The organism is Myroides sp., assembly GCF_032073645.1.
Taxonomy (GTDB): Bacteria; Bacteroidota; Bacteroidia; order Flavobacteriales; family Flavobacteriaceae; genus Flavobacterium; species Flavobacterium odoratimimum.
Genome location: NZ_DAMANB010000008.1, coordinates 18,625 through 40,549 on the forward strand (window position 1 = coordinate 18,625; position 21,925 = coordinate 40,549).

The following is a 21,925-nucleotide window of genomic DNA, read 5'->3' on the forward strand; positions in this document are numbered from 1 at the left end:
TATCAGGTTATATTAGTATTCAATTAAATGTGTGCTCATTAGCAAGTGTAGTAATTTTATTTACTCCATATAGTGCTAAAATCTGTTTCACAGGTATATTGTCTTTAAATTTAAATATTACATTTGATTGATTTTGAGAATATATCTCCTTATCTAATTCAATGTCATCAATAATTTTTTTAAGGTCATCCATCAAATGAGTAGGTTCTCTTTTTCCATTTTCACATTTTTGCTGTTCATACATTTTCTGCATCTGTGATGAATTTGCAATTTTCTCTGAAAAACCGTTGTTTATAATCTTTATAAATCTTTCCCCCCCCTTGACTTCATTTTTTATAATATTTTCTAAATTGAGATAGAAACCATCAGAAATTTCTTGATGTTTAAAATTAGCTCCTGTTCCATATTGAACAGAAGTAAACCATTTTCCCTCAGCTTTTTCATTAGACAAAATATTGAAGTTAGACAATGTAACTGTAAGGTTACCGTCTTTAATTGGATGTCTTCTATATTTCGAATTTTTAGTTCTTTTGGGAGGATTAGAAAAAATGGCTTCAGAAAAATCATTTAAATTGACTATGCCTTCTAAATTAACTTTTTTCTGCAAGGTTATCTCTAAAGGAATATTATAGTTGTTTTGAATTAGGAATTCTTTAGCCAATGCTCTACTAACAGAAGGACAAACCGCATTGCCCACTTGTCTCCATTTAGCATACAAATTTCCTGTGAATTGGTAAGTAATTGGAAACCCCATAATGGATGCGATTTCACGGATAGTTGGTGATCTGTATTCGCCATCTCCAGTTCTATTGTAATCAGATTTATAAACAAGACCTTCTCTTGATGTACCACTTTTAGTTGCAGTAACAGTTCTACTAGGTTTGTTCGCGTTTTCAGGAAAAGACATTTTTCCCATACAATGGTGATTAATCTTTAATTCTTTGGATTGTCGCCATTCACATTCATATAAACCACTATCATAGAAATGGTCTGTAAGCTCTATCGCTTTTATTTTTATTTCAGGATAAATAGGGTCAGTAATATTATCTTGCTGAGTTTTTAAACTAGGAGTTGGTAGATTGTTAATTAATTGTCCTAATGTTCTCCATGGTTTTAAAATAGTGCCTTTTTCCTCGTGAGTTGGTGTAGGGACAATAAAAGCCTCTTTAGAGATTATCTCTCCTGAGATAGATCTTTTACGTGATTGGTGTGAGCCATAATCCGCTGAGTTTATAATAAAGGTGTTTGATAAAAGTCTTAACGCTACGCAATCTGGTGTCTTTCCATTTTTCAATGCCCATTCTGCAAGATTTAATTCTGCGAAGGTGTAAACTTCTTGTAAATGTTTCTTAGAATTGACTACATTTTCCATAAACCATCCTTCAAGTATTGAATTTTCCTGATGTTTTTTTACAGCAACAATTCTTAAAAAGGTTTTTATTAAACGTAAACCTAATTTTTTATCTGCTTTTCCTGATTTGTTTGACGAAGAGAAGCTGACACAAGGAGGACTACCCAATATTACAGATGTATTAGGAATGTTTTCAATTTCTTCAATCGAATTTTCAAAGTCTAAAATATTTTTCACCTCACATTGAAGGTTGAAATTGTGATTAAAAGTATCGACAGCTGGCTTCCAATGGTCATAACCCTGTACGATATTAAATCCCATTTGTCTAAAACCTTCTGAAAAACCTCCTGCTCCACAAAAAAAGTCTATTATTGTCATTAATTATTATAGTTATCTTTAATATTATCTATAAGGCTGTATTTTTGGAAATCTAACTTAAGTAAGTTTCACAATACTACAAGTATGCTTATAGTTTGTAATATATACAAATGCTAAATTAAAAAAAAATTGTAGATCAGAAATGAAGTTAGTTCACTATAAAACATGAATTGCTATTTACATTAACTAATTCTCCTAAAAATACAACATAATCTATAAGATAATTCAACTACTTATCATATTTGGTAGTATTCAATTTGTATTGTCTCCAAACATAAAATATTTTTAGTAATCTCTATTACGGAAATCCGTAAACTACTCAATATTTTGAGTCTATCTACTATTTAAGCAAAAAACTAACGACTTCGGAGTAGTTTTCCAGCCCTCTGCAAGAGCAAGTAGTTTTGAAGGCACGAATGCAGTTTCGAGTGCCTCAAAACATAACTTGCTGTTACCTTTTCGGTAACTTTTTCAACATATTTATAATATGTTTTTTATAATATGAATACTGTTTATATACTTATAAGTAAACGCCAAATTAACTCTTTTAAGACCTGTTTTTAAATAGTTAGTCTATATCTCTGGTTATTTGCCTAATCAATGTTTTGGTTGGACAAACGCAATATTGTGGCTATGACTTTACATAGCTCCCAACGATTAAACACACAAATAGACTGTTGATAAAACCTTTATACAGTTTGATGTCTGAAACATTGGAATTGCAACTAAATGGACAACATAACATTTAACTAATAACATAAAAAGAGAGAATTATAAAAAGATATAAAAAACGAGAAATTATGGAAGAAGAATTTAAAAAGAAACGTGTTATTGACGAAGAAGCTATGATGGCACTAATGGTTGATGGACTAAGGCCTAATGGATTTACAGAGGCTGAACTCAATGCTCCTGGTATAAGAGATGAAGAGGAAGATACTGTGGATGAACCAAAGAAACAAAGACGTGTAAAAAAAGAACAGAACTCTACTAAAGAATGCGATTCAACAAATTATGAAGAACTCTTTTTTAAAGATGTCAAAAGCACAGCACGTCATGGGAAATCGGTGTACATAGATCCTGAGCATCATAAGATCCTTTCTCGTATTGTTCAAGTCATCGCAGAAGATAAACTTACTATCTATGCTTATTTATATAATCTATTAGAACATCATTTCAATGAGTTCGAACAACAGATAACTACAAGCTTTAATGAAAAGAACAAACCTATCTTTTAAGTATTTCACTAAAAAAATAAAGAAGTAAAACTGTAAAAGCACCTTTACAGTTTTACTTCTTTTAAAAAACAAAGGCACCTTATAAGATGCCTTCATCTACAAAAGAGTAGTAACTCTCTGCTGTTATAATTAAATGATCTAAAAAATTAATATCAAGTATTTTACTTGCTTCTTTAATCTTTCTTGTAATTTGTCTATCAGCATCACTTGGAGCTAATTTCCCTGACGGATGGTTGTGTATAAGCAAAAATCCGACTGCATTCGCTTTTAAAAGAGCGGAGAAAATGATTCTCAAATCTACTATTGTACCTGTTATTCCTCCTGAGGAAACTTCTAATACTCCAAGTACTTTGTTATTGTTTGAAAGCATAAGTACTTTAAACTGTTCTAATAATTCAATCTTATTACTATCCCATGCTTTTAATGCTATTTGATATGCACTATAAGAAGATGTAATCTGAGGTCTCTGGGAAGCCTTTACTTTTGATTTGTAGATCAATTCTACTTCTGAGGCGATAAGCCATTCTTTGTTTAAAACTTTAGTTTCCATACTATTAAATTTTTAAATTAATTATGGAACCACAATTGGTAATGGCTTAGCGAGCGCAAGAAGCAACGCAATAAAGCGCAGACTTTAGTCAAGCATTTATGGGGGAATTTCTTGTTAGCGAACCGCAAGGCATTGCCTAACTTTGTGCTATTATTAATAAAAATAATACTCTACTACTTAAATGATAGAATTAATTATACTATGAAAATATGCGGAAAACACGTATTGTTTTGAATTATAAAGAGTTGTAATTTTACCTCATAAGAATTTTTTCATGATTATATTTTTTTAGTTGAAGCTGTAATACTATACTTTGTACACGTATAGTAGGGATAGAAAAGTTCGATTTAGGGTAGCTACATAAATCGACTACGGTGAATAAAAGACATAGATTAACTTTAAAAGACGACCATTTTTATAACAGACACGAGGTTTGTTATATAATTTAAAAACGATAACATTATGAAACATTTGATAAAAAACCTACTTATGCCATTTGCCGTTGTTGCAATGCTAAGCGTAGGTGCATTCACAATGAATGCTAGTAATAAAGCTGATAATAAAATTGAAGCTACAAAAATTGCTGAATCACAAACACTATACATTGGTACATTACACTATAAGGTAGGAAGTACTTATCCAATAGCTACTATTGTAGATAGAAAAGACTGTACTTTGGATGAGACTACAGTTGCTTATTATGAAGAAGTAAATAACCAGCAAACAAGAATGTATGGTTGGGATTCTAATTTAAATGATTACAGGCCACTTTTTGAAATTACAGAATTGTAAATATTAAGTAAAAACGGAGAGCACCTATGTTTTAGGTGCTCTCTTATTTTAAAAGTTATCCAAAGGACTCCAAGAAGTATTGTCGTAATTAATTCCCTTTTCTATCCACTTAATTTCTTTTTTATCTCTTAAAAAGTAATCAAACCAATCAATAGTTCTTTTTGTTAAATCTTCGGATTCTATAGCATGATCTAATCCTAAGGCATGATCTATATCTTTGTAAAAAAGAGCAATAGTAGGTACTTGATACCGTTTTAAGGCAATATACATTTTACGGGTGTTTTCCCAATATACATTTTCATCTAAAAGACCTGTCCAAAGTAGCATAGGAGTAGTTGTTTTATGAGCATGTAAGATTGGAGAATTAGCCAAGTACTTTTCTGGATTTTCCGCATAACTTTGATTAAAAGCATATTGAGCGCTTTCTGTCATGAACCAATCTGGTATATTTCTCATATTACTATATCTATACATAAGCCCTCCTATTAAGTCATGAGCAGCTGCACCACTAACAACCGCTTTAAATAGATTGCTTTGAGTTGCAATAAAGCTACTTTTATACCCACCAAATGAATGCCCAATAAGTCCTAATTTATTGGAATCAATAGAAGATTCGGTTTGTGTTATGGCTTCAATCCCTTTAGTTATACACTCTAATGCAGATATTCCAGGACCTTGTTCAGAAACATAGGTCTGAGTATAAAAAACAAAATAACCCAGTTCTGTTAGCAAAGGAATATTAAATCCTATTTGACTTAAAAGCGTTGGTACTTCAAAGAAGTTGGTATCTGTTCTATTGAAATTATAGGTGTATACAATCATCGGATATTGTTTATTTGAATCAAAACCTTTGGGATAATAAAGTGTTCCTTGTAGCTCTTTTTGGTATTTATCTTTAAAAAAGATATTCTTTTTCTGTCTCCAAAAATAAAGCTCTTTAGGAATATCACTTGATAATAAGGTTTCAACCTTATTATTTCTCAATAGCATAATATCAGGTGCTTTATTGTAATTCTCTTGAGTAAAAATAAATATACTAAGGTCTTTACTGGTAAGATTTCTTAAACTTGAACGAGCTTGTGAAATATTATCATCTTTAATTTCTACTATTGTATCAATTTTGTTTTTATTGATTTTATAAATTGAAGAGACTTGTTCATCACTTGTTAATAATAAGATTGGTTTATCGGTATCCAAAGTATTGTTATTAATATCTTTAGTCAAGCTATTTAAAAAAGTAAACTGTGATTGGTTGTTTACTTTAAATAGTTTTTGATGGGTGCCCTTTTTCACATTAAGTTTAATTAGAAAATCATTATTTACATAAAAAACAAACTGTGAATTTTCCGACCACATAGGAATGAATCGATACTCTGTATCAGATGTTATTGATATTGTTTTTTTACTTTGTACATCCACTATTTTCCACTGTTTTGAATTGTTATTATCTATATACAAAACATACTTATTGTCTTGAGAAGGTATTAAATATTGTTTACTTCTACTAATAGTTGAGAATATAGAGTCAAAGTTATCTGTTCTAACAAGTGTGTACTTTATTTTTGCAAAGTAACTATCAAAGTCTTGGTAATCAAAAGGATTATAAGAGAGTATGTGATTGGGTAAATCAATAAACTCATAGTCGTTTTCTCTTGTTCTTTGTAATTCTTTAAGAGTATCACGTTGATAATTATAGACAAAAGCTTTATAAATAATCTCATACTTTTTTTTAAAATTACTCGGAAATAAGAATTTTGAATTCCCATTCCAAATATCAAGATACTCAGCGGCAGAAATCTCCTTATCAGATTTAACATTATACTTGATAAACACATCGTTATTACTGTAAAAATTGATTTCAAAACGCTCAATTTGTTTTTCGTTCAGTTTTATGGACTTTGCACTATTAGTTGTAGTGTTAACAAGATGTACTGTGTTTTTTGTATCTTTAAATGCAAATACATCTTGCTGTTTGTTCCAATACAGCATTTCTATTTTGTAGTCAAAAGAATCAATCTTTTGATTTTTAAATGTTTGCAAATCAAGAATAAAAACGGATTGACCTTGGTCGTTTTTTTGATACACCAGTTTTGTTTTATCGCTATTTATAAAGTAATTTCCTATTTCCAAATCACTAATTAAAACACGATCAATCTGTCCTTTACTATTTATTATACTAATTTTTATTTCATTGTTAGAAGATAAAGTGATTAATAGATTTTGATTTTCAACAGCTTTGGTTGTAAACTTTCTTATATTATTGACAAGTAATTTACTTGATGGATATCCAATTTTTTCTATTATGATATCTTGATTAACTTTTCCAACAACAAGATCATTGTAAAGCAAATTATTGGAAACATCTTTTAAGTGACCAATATCTACTTTTTGTTTAGTTAAAGTATTGATATACAATAAAGAGTCTTTGCTTTTATTGAACTTGTTTTGGTACCTTTTACTGATAAGAACCCACTTAGCATCAGGACTTAATTTACTTGGAAAAACAGTGTTCCATCTATCATCTATAGATAAAGTATCTTGCTGTAAACTGGCATTTGCATAACCAAATTGCAAGAATGCCAGTACTAACAAGATGCTATTTATAATATGTTTCATAACTAATTACATATAAAGATTTACAATGGTATCATTTTGAGGATAAAAACGAATAACATTAGGAGATAAAGACCACACGCTACACATAGATCCTTTTGGTACTTTTATAGAAAATGCACCATTTGTATCTGTTAAATGATAAGTACCTGTCCCTTCAGTATTATTATTAAAAGCTGATCCTACATCAACGTTTTTTAGTGGTTTTTGTGTTTTCTTACTATAAATATTCCCCTTAATTGTAATGAGTTTTTCAGGATCTACAGTTTGTACATGCTTATCCAAGTAATTTTTTAATGTAGGATTATTTTTAACTTGAGCCTCATATTCTTTATTCTTTGGTTCAACAGAGATATTTAGTATTTCATCTTTTGTGAAATCTGTAAAAGTATAAGCAGCTGTGTCCCTTCCATAAATGATATAGTTTGGAATTAAAACAAGAGTATCTGTTTTTTCTATTTGAATTTTATAGTATCCTTTTTTATCTACAAACACCCTTTCATTTTCTCCATAAACTTGTAATTCTTGGTTTTTCCACACCCATTTGTTCTTTATATTCATGGTTGTTAGTCCAAGTGGTACAGAATCCGTTGCTTTTACAGTCACTCTACCTTGTATTGTTATTTTGTTATCTGCTAGTTGAGGTGTTTTATCAAGTGATTTACATCCCATAATTAAAAGAAGCATTAACAATGAATGATAAATAGGTAGACGTTTTGTTATTGATTTAGGTGTATTAGTATCCATTGTTTTGAGGATTAAGATTTTTATTGATTAGTAATTGTTTCTCAGGTATAGGAAAAAGTTGATGAAATTCTCTCCAGTTAGGTTTAGTATCCTTAAGTATCTGTAGTTTTTCAAGTCTTTTTAAAGTAAAGAATCGATGCCCAGATTCAGTGAAAAACTCTTTATTTGATTCAGTAAGATATTGTGTTTCAAATTCTTGTTTTGTAATATTTAGAGGCAGACCATTTAATCCTCTTTTGATTCGTACAGTATTGATTACTTGTACTGCTTCAGAAATTTTGTCTTGTCTATAAAGACTTTCAGCTAACAAAAAGTTGGCTTGTTCTATTCTGAAAAAAACAGAGTACTCGTCAGTATTATTTGTTTTGTTTTTATACTTATAAACACCATATAACACACTTTCATTAGATTTCACTTCTTTTATCCAATGCTTAAAACGCATATCGTTAGTGTCAAAAGAATCTATTAGCTTTTTACTTAACACCGTTGTTGTTGGGGTAATTGACGTAAATAGATATAGATTTGCTTCCGGTGTAGCAGCAGAGTTTTGTAGTGGACTGATTTGCCATAGTGTACTTTTTGCAGTTTTCTTGAAAGTTTGGTCAAGATTCATTTCAATGTTGTACAACGAATTATAAACCAGTTTTTGAGCAAGGCTTTCAGCTTCACTATATTTTTTTTGCAGTAAATAATTCTCTACAAGAAGTAACTCCGCAACTGCTTTGTTAACATAAAACCGCTGATTATCCCTGTATTCATAAGAAAGAAGTTCTACAGCATGTAATAAATCCTTTTCAATTTCAATCAGTGCTAAATGATACGGTGTTTTGTAAATACTTGTATTAAAGATATAATCTGTTGAAGTTGTGTAAGGAATATCTCCATAGAGTTGTATTAGATACTGATAATGTAAAGCTCTAAGAGTATATGCTTCTCCTAATAACTGATTTTTTATTTGCTTTTCAAAAGCAGATGATTGGCTAACACCATTGATAAAAGCATTGATAGTATAGATGCTTTGATATGCGTTATCCCACCATAAACGGCTACTATTGTTATCTGCATTGATCGTATTTAAGTATAAATCATTGGTAGAAGTACCTAAATAATCTAATTCATCTGTGTAAAGACTAAGACCATATGCTAAACCACTGCTGTTTTTAGAGAGAAAGAACTTATCTCTTATATTGGAATAAATAGTTGATAACACTGCTTTAGTGGTGCTTATATTTTGATACACATCTTTCTCATTGATTTTATTTTCAGGTAAGTCAACCTCAATCATGCTTTCACATGAGGTGGTTAAAATGAGCAGTATCAAAAAAAGTAGTTGGGTTATGATATGTTTTTTCATGATTTAAAGCTTTAAAAAGTTAATTGTATTCCAAATGCATAGGTGCGCAAGGGAGGTAAATACCCATAAGTTGCAAATTCTGGATCCATTCCTTTATAGGAAGTGATTGTCCAAAGATTTTGCCCTTGTAGATATATTCTTAATGATTCAATATTTACAGTAGGTATTTTTAAAACATAAGAGACAGATATATTTTTTAAACGTAGATAAGAAGCATCACTAATAGAATTATCACTATCTATAAAAGCTTGAGTATTACTACTGGAAGCAGGTAAATTTGTATTGGCAGCTATATAAGGCGCATTTAAATTATCGATAGACCAACGCTGTGTCATTTCAACGGGTAAGTTTACGATTGCGGCACCAGGAAGGTTGTATAGTCTATTGATGTTATAGTTCTTTTGTTTTTTGAAATAGAATAAAAAATCAAGGGTAAAATTTTTGTAAGAGATGGTATTTTGTATCCCTCCATAGAATTTTGGGTTTAGATTTTGAACAAATACTTTATCTTGAGCATTTATTTTTCCATCATTGTTAAAATCTGTAAACTCATAAAAACCTGTTTGTGGATTAATTCCCTTGTATTGGTATGTTTTAACTATATTCAATGGTTCTCCAATAACATAAAAACTACTTTGTGTACCTTCTTCTAATCCTGGATAAGAAAGCAGTTTGTTTTTAGGAAATGAGATATTAAAGTTAGTAGTCCATTTCCAATCTTTATGTACTATGTTTTGAGTGTTCAAAGTAAATTCCCATCCTTTATTTTCAACCACAGCAGGAGAGTTTGTCAAAATAGAAGAAAAACCTGTGGTAGAACCAAGAGTTAGACCAACTAATTGGTCTGTTGAACGGTTGTTGTAATAAACAATAGAAGAATTGATTCGATCTTTAAACAAACTAAATTCTAATGCACCTTCAAGTTTAGTTGTCTTTTCCCATTTGTAATCTGCGTTATAAAGTGATGTAGGAGTTAATCCGCTCTCAGAATTATATGAAGTTGAAACAACACTATAGGTATTTAAGTACGCATAATCTCCTATATTATCACTTCCTGTAACACCATAGCTTCCTCTTAATTTACCAAAGCTCAACCAACTATTACCAGATAATAGCGACTCATTAGAAAACAGCCACGCAGCTCCAATAGCCCCAAAGTTTCCAAATCTATTATTTTCTGCAAAACGACTCGAGCCATCTCTTCGAGCAGTTAAGTTTAAAATATATTTGTTGCTGTAATTGTAATTTAATCGAGTAAATAAGGCAACATATTTGTAGGTTGAACTATACGTATTTCCTATATATTTTTGCTTAGCGGAACCAATATTTCTAATCAGTGATTCAGAAGAATAACCAACTCCTCTAATTTGTGAATTAGTACTGGTAGTTGTTTGATAGGTTGTTCCAACAAGAACACTAAAAGAATGATTATTAATCGATTTTTTATATTCTATTTGGGGCTCTATTAAATAAGTATTGAATTTTTGATCCGCCTTACTACTTGAGGAGTCATCACTTGTTAGACCATAGATTGGATTGTTAATTGTATAAGGACTAATTTTCCACTCTTCAAAGTTATTATTGGTTAACCCTGTATTTATTTTAAAATAAGTGTTAGATAAAAAATTATAAGTCAAATTAGCATTTAAGATTAGCGTATTTGTTTTGTTTTCATAAGTTTCATTTAATTGAGCAAGTGGATTTTCGAAAGTTCCGTTTTGCCAATTAAGATTACCCTTGTCATCATACAGTTTCGGCGCATTAGGCGCCAATTTAATTGCTTGTTGAGTTATATCTGTAACAGGAAGATTATTGCTCTGAGTTGAGTAGGTAGTGGTTGTGTTTATTGCAAGGCGATCATCCTTGCTTCGATGATTTAAACTAAGGAGGAGGTTATTTCTTTTATATCCTTTGTCTGTTGGAAAAACGGTAGTATTTTCATTGTGATTAAGATTGATATTAAACAATGTATATTGATTTCCTCCACTTGTGTTTAAAGCAATGTTTTTATCAATAGCCGTGTTTCCTATTAATTCTTTTTGCCAATTGGTATAGCGATTTCTATCCCATGTTCCGTTTAAATCATAAGCATTAATTGGGTAAGAAGTAACACCACTGTTTTTAAATGCTTCTTCACGCATTTGAAGATATTGATTGGTATTCATCATCTCTACAAACTTTGGTACTTTACTAAAACCAGTAGAGGATGAAATAGTAAAGCGCATTTTATCGCTATTGGCTTTTTTTGTAGTAATTAAAACTACGCCATTAGCCCCACGTGAGCCATAAATAGCTGTAGCATCAGCATCTTTTAGTATTTCTATACTTACAATATCTGATGGATTAATGGCATTTAAAGGAGAGATGTTATTGGGTAGTATTTCCGTTGCATAATTTCCATTGTTCTTACCTAAATTTTCCGAAATAAACGGTACTCCATCAATAATATACATCGGGTTATTCCTTCCAGAACTTGAACTATCTAAAAAGTTACGCCCTCGTATTTCTATATTCATTCCACCTCCTGCAACACCACTACTTTGGGTTATGTCAACCCCTGCAACTCTTCCTTGTATAGCCTGTAATGGATTAACCACAGGTTGAAATTCAATGTCTTTAGCAGTTACACGGGCAATACTTCCTGTACGTTCACGATCTTTAACGTTGTAATATCCTGCATTAACCACAATTTCATCCAGTGTACTACTATCTTCTAAAAGAGTAATATTTAATATAGAACCGTGATAATCTGAATAAGTAATAGTCTGCTGTTTATACCCTATCATTGAAAAAGTAATTTTATCACCTGCGCTTATCTCAATAGTGTATTTCCCACTTAAATCAGTTGCTACAACTTTATTGTCACTGGTAGATATGTGTACACCACCAAGAACACCTTGACTGTCTTTTACAATTCCAGTTAATTTAATCTTTTGCTTATTATCAGGTAAAGCATTTGGCATTGTAAAAAACAAGTAATGATTATTTGATACGGCATAGTTTGGATAACAGATTAAGAAACTTAATAGCATAGTTATCCTGTAACCATAATTGGTTAAAATTTGAGTTTTCATAATATTTATAATTGAAGTGATATAAGAGAGCTTTAAATCATTAAGATTATTATTGCCGTAGTACTTAGATAAGTCTATTATATCAAGGGTTAGTTAATTGAATTTTAAAACCATCTCCTTTACTCTAAAGCATGTCTCCCAAAATGCGATATAGAGCAAGGAGATAGTCATGGACTTTTATATGTCTTAAAATCCCTTTAAGCCATATTTTGTGTTGTGTGTTTAAGTGCTCACTAATAGTTTAATTCTACATTAACCAACTTAGAATAAACTAAGTAATGAGCGTTTTTCTCCATAGTGTAATAGTTTTTAAGTGTGATTAATAAATAGAACAGTGAATAAATTCTCTTCATAGCTTTTTACTTACTAACTAATCAATTTGCTCTATTGACTTAAAAATGAATATATTGATAACAATACGTTTCAAATTAATAGGCAATAGAAGTCCTGTACGCATCTAAAAAACTATCTTAGACATTGCGTAAAATGTGTGTTTATTCTAACTAAATAAGTAATAGGGTAGCTATCTAACATTAAAGCGTTAATGTCAAATTAATCTACATCGATAAGATTTAGTTAAACTAAAGTTTGATCATAGGCTAAATGTGAGTTTAGTTACTGATTGGTTGTTTGTAATAAAATGTAATAATTGAAAAAATCTCGAATAGAACATTCGATAAGTCCATTAAGGAAGAGGTATTGTTAGACTTCTATGATAGAATGTAAACAATATAACCTTGTTTTTTAAAACCTTTTAGAGCTTGTTTGGGAGACAGCATACATAAAAGGTCTGTTGTATTTTTAAGCAAAGAATAATTAATTCTCTTGCTTTTGTTCCTTGGATAGTCCAGTATATATACCAGACTATCACATCTTATGACCTTTACTTTTGGAGAACTGTAAGAAAGGATTTACTTTTAGAGTGCGAATTAAAAAAGAAAAAACCTAAATAGCTTAAAAGTTATCTATTGCGTAAAGGTAATAGTAGTGTAAAAAAGGGGAATCCCTGTTTTGCTACTATTAATGAGAGAGATAATTGCTTTTAGTGTAAAAACAAAAAAATCGCTCACATAAATTATATGAACGATGTTTAAGTATGATAGATCAAACCTTGTAAAAAAGCAAGGAGCGGTCGCATACTTTCAAGCCAAAGGGATCCTAAACCCTATTGAGTTTAACTCAATGCTTTTGAAAGTATACGTGAGTACCGCTCACATGCAAAGACAAAAGTATGAAACTTTTTTGCATGGAGCGACTGCACGGTTACTCTCGCAAGCAAATTTAGGATTTTATGGCGCGAGATAACATCGTTTGTTAAGCGTATAGCTTAATCAGTCTATTACTATAGACAAATATAAACAAATAATCTATAAACACAAAAAAGTTTTACAAATGTACTCTTTAGTGTTTTAAAAAATAAATGCAATATGCCTTATAAATTGACAATTGGCTTAAAGCTAAAGAAGAAAAGGGAAGAGTTAGATCTTACTGTTGAGAATATTGTAAGTATTACAGGTGTTTCAAAGGGAAGTGTATATAGAGTTGAAAGTGGTACTGCTGAAGACATTGATTTTTATGTAAAATATGCTATAGCTGTTAAATACCCATTAAAAGAATTAATGGATGTAGATTTAAGTATGGTAATAATGAATAATTCGGTTATTCTAAAAAATAGAAATCTTTCTTTGACTAAAAATATAAGGGATTTGATAAAGAATAGCTTTTTTTCAGAGTATCGGTCTACAAATGATATAAGGGAAAAATTGCTTGAGATGAAGTTAATAGACAGTTCTGTAAAGAGTAGTGTTATATCTAACGTGTTAATCAATTTAAAAAAGGACGGTTCTTTAACTGCTAAGAAAGAAGAGAATAAGAACTATTATAAAATTTAGTAGAGTTATAATTCTTTTTGTTTAAGACCAAGCGTCAAACATTACCTCTGATTGACATTTCACAAAATAAATGAATATCCCTCTTTAGTTTAGTCAATAACTAAAGAGGGATATTATGAAACGTAGAAATATAAAACGAATTAGTATAGAAGAGTCATTAGATTATTTTCAGAAAAATGGATTAGATGTTACTAAAGAGGAAGCATCTGAAATCCTCGATTTTCTCTATATATTAATTACTATAGTTTTTCGCGAATACTTTGATAGAGAGTAACTTATTTCTATCTTTGTGTTATCTCCCAATTTAATTTATCGTCTAATAATTAAATGGTTAGCTTATGAAAACAGCTGATTTGTATATTCGTGTGTCTACTGATGAGCAAGCAGACAAAGGATACTCACAAAGAGATCAAGAAGAACGCTTACGTCGTTATTGTTCCCAATATAATTTTAAAGTAGGAAATGTGATTTATGAAGATCATTCTGCAAAAACATTTAATCGTCCTGCTTGGAATAGTTTACTTCAAAATTTAAAGAAAAATAAAGGAAAAACTCATTTGGTATTATTTACTAAATGGGATCGTTTTAGCCGTAATGCTGGGGATGCTTATCAAATGATAAATATGTTAACCAAACTTGGTGTTAACCCTCAGGCTATTGAACAACCATTAGATTTAACTATCCCAGAGAACAAGATGATGTTAGCTATTTATTTAGCTGCTCCAGAGGTTGAAAATGACAGAAGAGCTCTTAATACTTTTTATGGAATGCGTAGAGCTAAAAAAGAAGGCAGAGTTATGGGGAATGCACCTTTTGGTTATGCAAATAAAAGTAAAGAAGATGGAAAGAAGTATATCGCCTTAATTCCAGAACAGAGTAAAGCAATGAAATGGGCGTTTACCGAATTAGCTAAAGGTATTCTCTCTGCTAATCAAATCAGATTAGAGATGAATAGAATGAATGCAGGAAAATTAAGTAGCACAGCGTTTCATGTAGCAGTACGAAATCCAATTTATTGTGGCAAAATCTTTATTCCAAAATATAAAGACGAGGAGGCATATTTTGTAACTGGATTACATGAGGCTTTAATAAGTGAAGCTTTATTTGATAAGGTGCAAATGATATTAGATGGAAATGTTCGTAAAGAAAGACCTAATACAAAGATTCTTTCGGATGAAAACCTCCCACTTAGAGGTTTTTTAGTTTGCCCAAAATGTAATAGGAATTTGACAGGTAGTGCTTCTACAGGAAGGAATAATAGGTATTATTACTATCACTGTTTAGCAAGTTGTGGTTTTAGACAAAAAGCTGGTGTAGCAAATGAGATTTTTGAAAATGGATTAAAACAACTTCAGATTAATAAAGTTGTGCAAAATTTTACGAAGAAGCTACTTATAGATAGTTATAATCAAGTCTTTGCAAATCCAGTAAGTCAGAAGAAAAGTATATTGGAAAACATTGATAAGATTAATCATAAACTGTCAATAGCTCGAAATAAATTGTTAGAAGGAACTTTAGAGGATGATGATTATTTAGCAATCAAGAAAGAATGTAAAATTGAAATAGAAAAATTTGAAAAGCAATTAATTGAGGAAGAAGGAAATAAAAAGATAGATATAAAAAGTATGCTTGATAGAGCATTAGATAAAGTCGTAAACCTTGGTATACTCTACGCTGAGGGAGGTATTCAAACCAAAAGAGAAATTATTGGTTCGATATTTCCAGAAAAATTAGAGTTTGATGGAAAAATTTATCGAACCACACGAATTAACACTTTAGTGAAGTGTATCTTTCAGATTAACAATGAATTGGCTGAAAATAAAAACAGGATATATGAGAATTTTCTCGATATATCCTGTGTAGTAGCGAAGACGGGAGTTGAACCCGTGACCTCAGGGTTATGAATCCTGCGCTCTAACCGACTGAGCTACCTCGCCATTTTTGGTCTGCATTACTTCCGTATTGCGAGTGCAAATATAGTAGTATTTATGGGTTCTCCAAACTGTTTTTACGAGTTATTTTTAAAATAAATGACACGATTAGTTTAACCTATTTAGAATGAAAAGTTTACTGAGTAAATATTTTTTTATTTTTTTTGAAATATTTTTATTCTAATCTGTTTTCTATTATAAAACACCTTTTTTAGACAGTAGAATAAGGATAGATGAAGTTTCTTGCACTATTTTTTGGATTTTAAATAAAGTATAGGACTATGTTTTTGTGTAGTTTCTCAAAAGGGTACACATTGTTATAATTTTGTGAAATTTCTTTTAGAAATTGTTTTGATATATATCTTTGAGGGTATGGAACTATTAGATTATCTTTTTCACATTGATAAGTATTTGCACATCTTTATAGAGCAATACGGAACGTGGTTATACGTTATTTTATTTTTAATCATTTTTGTTGAGACGGGCTTAGTGGTCATGCCGTTTTTACCAGGAGACTCGCTTCTCTTTGCGACAGGAATGTTAGTAGCTCAGTCAGATGAGCTGAATATAGTATTAACCATTGCGATTCTTCTAGTAGCAGCCATTACTGGAGATTCTTTAAACTATTATCTTGGACGAAAAGTAGGAATGCGTCTAACAGAATTTAAATTGTTCGGTAAACAAGTAGTGAAACAAGAACACTTAGATAAGACACAGTCTTTTTATGAGAAGTATGGAGAGCGCACCATCGTTATTGCTCGATTTGTCCCTATAGTTCGTACGTTAGCTCCTTTCGTAGCAGGGATTGGAAAGATGAGGTATGGAATATTTATGACTTACAATGTAGTAGGAGGAATAGTATGGGTAGTAGGACTTACTCTAGCAGGGTACTTCTTGGGTAATATACCTCTTGTAAAAGATAATTTCTCTAAAATTGTACTTCTGATTATCGTAGTGTCTGTATTACCTATTGTGTATGAGTTTATAAAGGCTAAAGTACAAAGCAAAAAAGCGATTGAATAGCATATTAATTTAAATAATAAACGATAGAACCAATGTGATAAGCATTGGTTTTTTTTATGTCTTTATCCAAAAAATATGTGAAGGTGATGTAAAAAAAACAATATGAGATAGTCTATATTAAGACTTAAGTACACTATAGTATAGTTTTAAAGCTAATGAAATAGAATTGCTTTGTAGTACTGAGTTAATGAGATAGAGCAGACGCTAGATATAATAAAAAAAGCTAGAAATCATGTGCTGACTTCTAGCTTTTACTTATAATAGGGTTTTGCTATTTACTCCAATTGTTTTTTGCCTTAGGACCACCCCAGATACGAGTAGCTAATTCAGGGTTGTCAATGAATGGGTTACGGTTACCTTGAGAATATTTATAGTTTGGATTATTCGGGTTACCATGGTATTCATTACGTCTTCTCTCTATTTCATCTACAGGATCTTCTGCATTCCATTTTAAGAATAAGTCAATCATTTCATCGCTTAATACACCAGCTTTAGCATCTATAGGCATTCCTACTTTAGTAGCTTTAGTATATCCTCCTCCATTTTCGTTTTCATAGCGGATATGCATATACATCATCATACGAGCTATATCACCTTTCCAGTCGTCACCAGGGAAATAGTATTCTTTACCTACTGTTTTTGAATTTCCTTTACCATCTACGAATTTTCTATTGCTTCTAGATGAGTTCGTAGATCTATTGATTGCACGTAAATGGTGTGCATCATGTCCTGCGATATCTTCTATTGCAGTTGGTTTATCATCAGAATATGTAGTTGTTAAGGCTTTTTGATTTTTGGCTTTATCTACAGCTAATGCTTTAGCGAATACATGTTCTCTTTCCCATTTAGAAGTAATTGGCATTGAAGGATTCGTACCATTATTCTTATGTTCTTTTGGGACAGATCTCATTTTAGTGATATCCCCCTTAGCATCTTTATCAGGCCAGCCATAAATCTGAAGAACATTATCTTTATTATCTGGATCTTGATCAGTAAATTCTGTAGCTTCCCATATACCCGGTGTATAGCTCTGTGGGATATGTGTATCTTTTACTAGTTTTGCTAACTGTTGTTTTAGTTGTGTTCCCTCTTTAGTGAAGTCTAGCTTACTGTAATACTGTTGGTATTGAGCAGGGATGATGTAGTCTCCAGGATTAGGTGTGATATTTCCTCCTTCGTCAGGTTTTTCTTCTCCACCGTTACCTGGTTTTTCTGTCGACTCAGTAGGTTCGGTAATAATAGGGTCTTTCGTACAAGAAGTAGCGAAGACGGCTAATCCTGCTAATACAAGTAATGTTTTTTTCATGTTTGGTAAGTGATTTATTATTCTGTTTTTTACAATAGAATGAATAATTATTGCGCTATTCTATTAGCTCGCAAGTTACTTATTCTATTCTCTAAGTTTAGTGGATATAGAGGGTTTGTGAATATTCTTGTATATACGCAAAAATAGGAAGTATGATATTGTTATTTATTGACAGTGTGAGAAGAACTTTAGTTTTTTAGGTCTTTTAGTATTAATTACTGAGGCGTTTTTAGAGGAATGAGGAAGAGATAAAACCAAAAAAAAGGACAATCCGTCAGATTGTCCTTTTTGTATATCTAAAATTGTACAGTTATTCTTTTGACCAGTTATTTTTTGCTTCTGGGCCGCCCCAGATTCGAGTAGCTAAATAAGGGTTATCTATAAAGGGATTTCTGTTTCCCTGAGCATATTTGTTCTTCGTGTTAGCATGATACTCATTTCTGTATCTCTCGATTTCAGAGACAGGATCTTCAGCATTCCATTCTAGCAATAGATTAATCATATTTGGATCTATCTTATTAGTAGTACCGACTACCACACCAGCGTTTCTTCCATTATTTCCTTTAGGAGTATACTTAGGGATACATCTATTCTCATAACGGATATACATATACATCATCATACGCGCCACATCTCCTTTCCACTCATCGCCAGGATACCAATAATCTCCTACTAGTTTAGAAGTACCACTACCTTGTACGAATGGTTTATTTCCCCTAATACTATTCCATTTGACATCTGCAGCTCTTAGATGATGTGCATCTGCCCCCGGACCAGCTTCATTTAGATTAGGTGTGCCTAGTGATTTAGCATAAGTGTGTTCTCTGTTCCATTGTCCTTGACCACCACCATTACTCTGTTTACCTCTGGTATAAGCTGTGGTGCCTGTGCGTACTCCTTTATGACCATATAATAGATATACTTCATTACCTTCAGGCGTTAGGTCAGTTGCTTTGGTAGCTTCCCATATTTCTTTATAACTTAATTCTCTTACGTGTTTACGAGTGCTTAGTTCTGTTAGCTCTTGTTTTAGCGCTAGACCTGTTTTAGTGAAATCTACTCCTTGGTAATAATCTTGTTCAGACGCAGGAATAGAGAAAATACCAGTGGTATTAGCCTTACTGTTTTTAGTGGCTTTTGTATCAGAAGTAGGTGCTTCTCCCGTGGAATAAATAGGAGTAAAGTTTGTATTACTCTTTTTATCACATGCACCTAGCGTAAGTACTAAAAGAAATATTGAGGCTATAAGGAAGTTGGTTTTCATATATCAGAAATATCAAAAGGAGTATATAAGTAAAAAGCCTGTTTTAAGGTAAAACAGGCTTTTGTTATCGGTAGGTTTATTTTTTCTCTAATAAAGCCATGTAGAATCCGTCAAAACCAGATTCACTAGATAGAATTTTATGATCTTCGATCAGTTTAAAATCTTTACCAGCATCTGATTTTAAGAACTTTTCTATCTGTAGTTCATTTTCAGAAGGAAGGATAGAGCAGGTAGCATATACCATCTTACCACCAGCTTTAAGTATTTTAGAATAATCTTGTAATACTTGCTCTTGTACTTGCTTAATTTCTTCTACGAACTCAGGTCTAAGCTTCCACTTGCTATCAGGGTTTCTTTTTAATACTCCTAATCCACTACATGGTGCATCGATTAATAGACGATCAGCCTTGTCATGTAGTTTTTTAATGGTTTTAGTACCTTCTATGATTCTGTACTCGATATTAAAAGCTCCGTTTCGTTTCGCTCTGATTTTTAATTGCTTTTGTTTGCTCTCATAGATATCCATTGCTATGATTTGCCCTTTATTCTCCATAAGAGAAGCCAAATGAAGTGTCTTACCACCCGCACCTGCGCATGTATCTACTACACGCATTCCAGGTTTTACATCTAACAATCTAGCTACTAACTGTGAAGAAGCATCTTGTACTTCGAACAATCCTTCTTTAAAAGCATCTGTCATAAATACATTCGCTCTTTCTTTAAGGATTAATGCATCAGGATATTCTTCTGGTAGGATAGTCTCTATATCTAGATCCATCAGAATACCATATAATTTTTGTCTAGTTGTTTTTAAAGTATTCACACGTAAGATCACGCTAGCCTGTTTATTCTGAGCAGCAAGTTCTTTCGTCCATTTTTCTTCACCTAATTCTTTCACACCTAATTCATCCATCCAGTCAGGAATAGACTCTCTGAATTTACGTGTTTTGTTTAATTCGTCGAATCTACCTTTAATACGTCTTGCAGGTGTGTTTTCGAAGTATTTCCAGTCCGGTAATGTATAACCTCTAAGTACAGCCCAAACAGCGAATATTCTCCAAGCGTCATCTCTGTTTATAGGGTCTTTTACTTCTGCTATTTCAGCATATAGTCTTCTCCATCTTACGATTTCATAGATAGTCTCAGCTACGAATTTTCTATCAGCGCTTCCCCAGCGTTTATCTTTTTTCAAGGCTCTAGCTACCATTTTATCTGCATACTCACCATCGTTGAATATAGCTAAAATAGAGTCTATAACTGTAAATACAAGGTTTCTGTGTAATCTCATTATTATATTATATATAAAATAGCCCACAAATATACGTTGATTTGTGGGCTTTATAGGTATGGATTAATATTATTTTAAGTTAAACCCAAATTACGCATTAGCCAAATACTACAAAGCAATTCTACTTCATAGTTCTTTCATTAGCTCTAAAACCATACTATAGTATGCTTTAATCACTAATTCAGACCTATTTTGTATAATTACTTTTCGTTTATATGTCTATTGCATAATTCGGGTTAAATAGAATTACTTCTTGTCTTTATACTTTTTGAGGAGTTGACGGTTAAAGTCGTCTTCTGCCTTTTTTAGAACAAGAATTTTCTTTTCACCTATGATCTTTTTAACATCTTCTACAAACTTGATTCGAGCAGAAGAATAAGATTCTTCGAAGTCTATTAGTTCCTGTACTTTTTTATTCGCTTCTTTATCACTTAGCTTGTTTAAGTCTTGTATATCTGCGTTTTTGATGTATTTAAATACATTAGTGTGTCGTAGTTCTGACATCTTTTTATCATAAGCGATGTAAATCGGTAAGAACTTTTCGGCTTGTTCGCTACTCAAGTTTAATTCGGCTGTAATATGAGCAACTTTTAATGATCTAATCTGATCATGTTTGTCTTGTGCATAAGTAGTTACACTAAACATAAGCACCATTAAAATACTTAATAATTGTTTCATTGTATTATTCATTTAAGTAATACTCGATATCAATATGTGATAACACATAATGATCTATTTGGGATTGTTTTATTTCTATATTATCTTTTAAATCGTTGAAGTCCTGTTCATCTAATGCATTGATAATGTCATTGTTTAAAGAGAAGCTTTGATTGTATTCTAAGTAACTCTCTATACTATCTTTATTTAAAGTATTAGAATCTGGAGTAAAGAAGAACGTAATACCAAACAGCAATGCAATAGCCGCTGCTGCAGCGGTCCAAATATAACGGTTTTTATACAGAGGTACTACCTTAGGAGTAGGAGTGATAGAAGAGTCAATATTAGCTAATACTCTATGCTCTAGATTAGCAAAGTAGTCTTCAGGTACTTTAAAAGTGCCTTTAGGATCTTTCGTATTTAAATATTTATTGTCCATATTCTTCTCCTTTATTAGTTAGACGATTAAA

Annotated in this window: 17 protein-coding genes and 1 tRNA gene; 6 read left to right on the top strand and 12 right to left on the bottom strand. The window is 31.5% G+C overall.

All coding sequences use genetic code 11. The annotated features are described in order from the left end of the window. Window positions 1–19: 19 nt before the first annotated feature. Window positions 20–1,729, bottom strand: a complete 1,710-nt coding sequence (locus tag RT228_RS07780) for a DNA cytosine methyltransferase (RefSeq protein WP_006260688.1) — start codon at window positions 1,727–1,729, stop codon at window positions 20–22. A gap of 800 nt (window positions 1,730–2,529) precedes the next feature. On the opposite strand from RT228_RS07780, the gene RT228_RS07785 reads away from it, so the two are divergent. Beyond that, complete coding sequence (locus RT228_RS07785) at window positions 2,530–2,964, top strand: DUF3408 domain-containing protein (protein WP_006260689.1); 435 nt, start codon at window positions 2,530–2,532, stop codon at window positions 2,962–2,964. Between the two features lie 79 nt (window positions 2,965–3,043). Here the strand turns inward: RT228_RS07785 and RT228_RS07790 are convergent, their stop codons facing one another. Beyond that, complete coding sequence (locus RT228_RS07790) at window positions 3,044–3,514, bottom strand: JAB domain-containing protein (RefSeq protein ID WP_006260690.1); 471 nt, start codon at window positions 3,512–3,514, stop codon at window positions 3,044–3,046. Window positions 3,515–4,003: 489 nt separating this feature from the next. Here RT228_RS07790 and RT228_RS07795 point away from each other — a divergent pair, with 489 nt between their 5' ends. Next, on the top strand, window positions 4,004–4,306 hold the full coding sequence (locus RT228_RS07795; RefSeq protein WP_313138585.1) for a hypothetical protein: 303 nt from the start codon (window positions 4,004–4,006) through the stop codon (window positions 4,304–4,306). A 48-nt stretch (window positions 4,307–4,354) separates the two neighbouring features. Here RT228_RS07795 and RT228_RS07800 read toward each other — a convergent pair whose 3' ends face one another. From RT228_RS07800 to RT228_RS07815, 4 genes are read right to left on the bottom strand one after another with little or no spacing between them, the layout of a single operon-like run. Then, window positions 4,355–6,922: an alpha/beta hydrolase family protein gene (locus tag RT228_RS07800; RefSeq protein WP_036496604.1), complete on the bottom strand. Its 2,568-nt coding sequence runs from the start codon at window positions 6,920–6,922 to the stop codon at window positions 4,355–4,357. Window positions 6,923–6,928: 6 nt separating this feature from the next. Continuing rightward, entirely contained in the window at window positions 6,929–7,666 is a 738-nt protein-coding gene (locus RT228_RS07805) for a hypothetical protein (RefSeq protein ID WP_006260693.1), read from the bottom strand. Beyond that, window positions 7,656–9,020, bottom strand: coding sequence for a RagB/SusD family nutrient uptake outer membrane protein (locus RT228_RS07810; protein WP_006260694.1), 1,365 nt, complete (start codon window positions 9,018–9,020; stop codon window positions 7,656–7,658). Before RT228_RS07810 ends, RT228_RS07805 begins: the two co-directional genes overlap by 11 nt. 11 nt (window positions 9,021–9,031) lie before the next feature. Further along, window positions 9,032–12,094 carry a SusC/RagA family TonB-linked outer membrane protein gene (locus tag RT228_RS07815; RefSeq protein ID WP_036496607.1) on the bottom strand — a complete coding sequence of 1,021 codons (3,063 nt, stop codon included), beginning with the start codon at window positions 12,092–12,094 and terminating at the stop codon, window positions 9,032–9,034. 1,427 nt (window positions 12,095–13,521) lie between these two features. On the opposite strand from RT228_RS07815, the gene RT228_RS07820 reads away from it, so the two are divergent. The 3 genes from RT228_RS07820 (at window position 13,522) to RT228_RS07830 (ending at window position 15,890) form a co-directional block, all read left to right on the top strand. Beyond that, window positions 13,522–13,986: a helix-turn-helix domain-containing protein gene (locus tag RT228_RS07820; RefSeq protein WP_006260698.1), complete on the top strand. Its 465-nt coding sequence runs from the start codon at window positions 13,522–13,524 to the stop codon at window positions 13,984–13,986. Between the two features lie 115 nt (window positions 13,987–14,101). Continuing rightward, window positions 14,102–14,260 (top strand): hypothetical protein, encoded by a 159-nt coding sequence (locus RT228_RS07825; RefSeq protein ID WP_006260699.1) that lies wholly within the window; start codon window positions 14,102–14,104, stop codon window positions 14,258–14,260. Window positions 14,261–14,324: 64 nt separating this feature from the next. After that, window positions 14,325–15,890 (top strand): recombinase family protein, encoded by a 1,566-nt coding sequence (locus tag RT228_RS07830; RefSeq protein WP_006260700.1) that lies wholly within the window; start codon window positions 14,325–14,327, stop codon window positions 15,888–15,890. On the opposite strand, the gene RT228_RS07835 is transcribed toward RT228_RS07830, so the two are convergent. Continuing rightward, window positions 15,850–15,923: transfer RNA gene (locus RT228_RS07835), tRNA-Met, on the bottom strand. The two genes, RT228_RS07830 and RT228_RS07835, sit on opposite strands and share 41 nt — an antisense overlap. A gap of 366 nt (window positions 15,924–16,289) precedes the next feature. Between RT228_RS07835 and RT228_RS07840 the strand changes: the two genes are divergently transcribed. Beyond that, window positions 16,290–16,940, top strand: coding sequence for a DedA family protein (locus RT228_RS07840; RefSeq protein WP_029988604.1), 651 nt, complete (start codon window positions 16,290–16,292; stop codon window positions 16,938–16,940). A 271-nt stretch (window positions 16,941–17,211) separates the two neighbouring features. On the opposite strand, the gene RT228_RS07845 is transcribed toward RT228_RS07840, so the two are convergent. From RT228_RS07845 to RT228_RS07865, 5 genes are all read right to left on the bottom strand, one after another. After that, window positions 17,212–18,246, bottom strand: coding sequence for an endonuclease I family protein (locus RT228_RS07845; protein ID WP_006266636.1), 1,035 nt, complete (start codon window positions 18,244–18,246; stop codon window positions 17,212–17,214). A gap of 310 nt (window positions 18,247–18,556) precedes the next feature. Next, window positions 18,557–19,510, bottom strand: coding sequence for an endonuclease I family protein (locus tag RT228_RS07850; RefSeq protein ID WP_006266637.1), 954 nt, complete (start codon window positions 19,508–19,510; stop codon window positions 18,557–18,559). 76 nt (window positions 19,511–19,586) lie between these two features. After that, window positions 19,587–20,798: an RsmB/NOP family class I SAM-dependent RNA methyltransferase gene (locus RT228_RS07855; protein WP_006263112.1), complete on the bottom strand. Its 1,212-nt coding sequence runs from the start codon at window positions 20,796–20,798 to the stop codon at window positions 19,587–19,589. A 246-nt stretch (window positions 20,799–21,044) separates the two neighbouring features. Beyond that, on the bottom strand, window positions 21,045–21,476 hold the full coding sequence (locus RT228_RS07860; RefSeq protein ID WP_006263113.1) for a hypothetical protein: 432 nt from the start codon (window positions 21,474–21,476) through the stop codon (window positions 21,045–21,047). A 4-nt stretch (window positions 21,477–21,480) separates the two neighbouring features. Then, window positions 21,481–21,894: a hypothetical protein gene (locus tag RT228_RS07865; RefSeq protein WP_006256802.1), complete on the bottom strand. Its 414-nt coding sequence runs from the start codon at window positions 21,892–21,894 to the stop codon at window positions 21,481–21,483. Window positions 21,895–21,925: the final 31 nt, after the last annotated feature.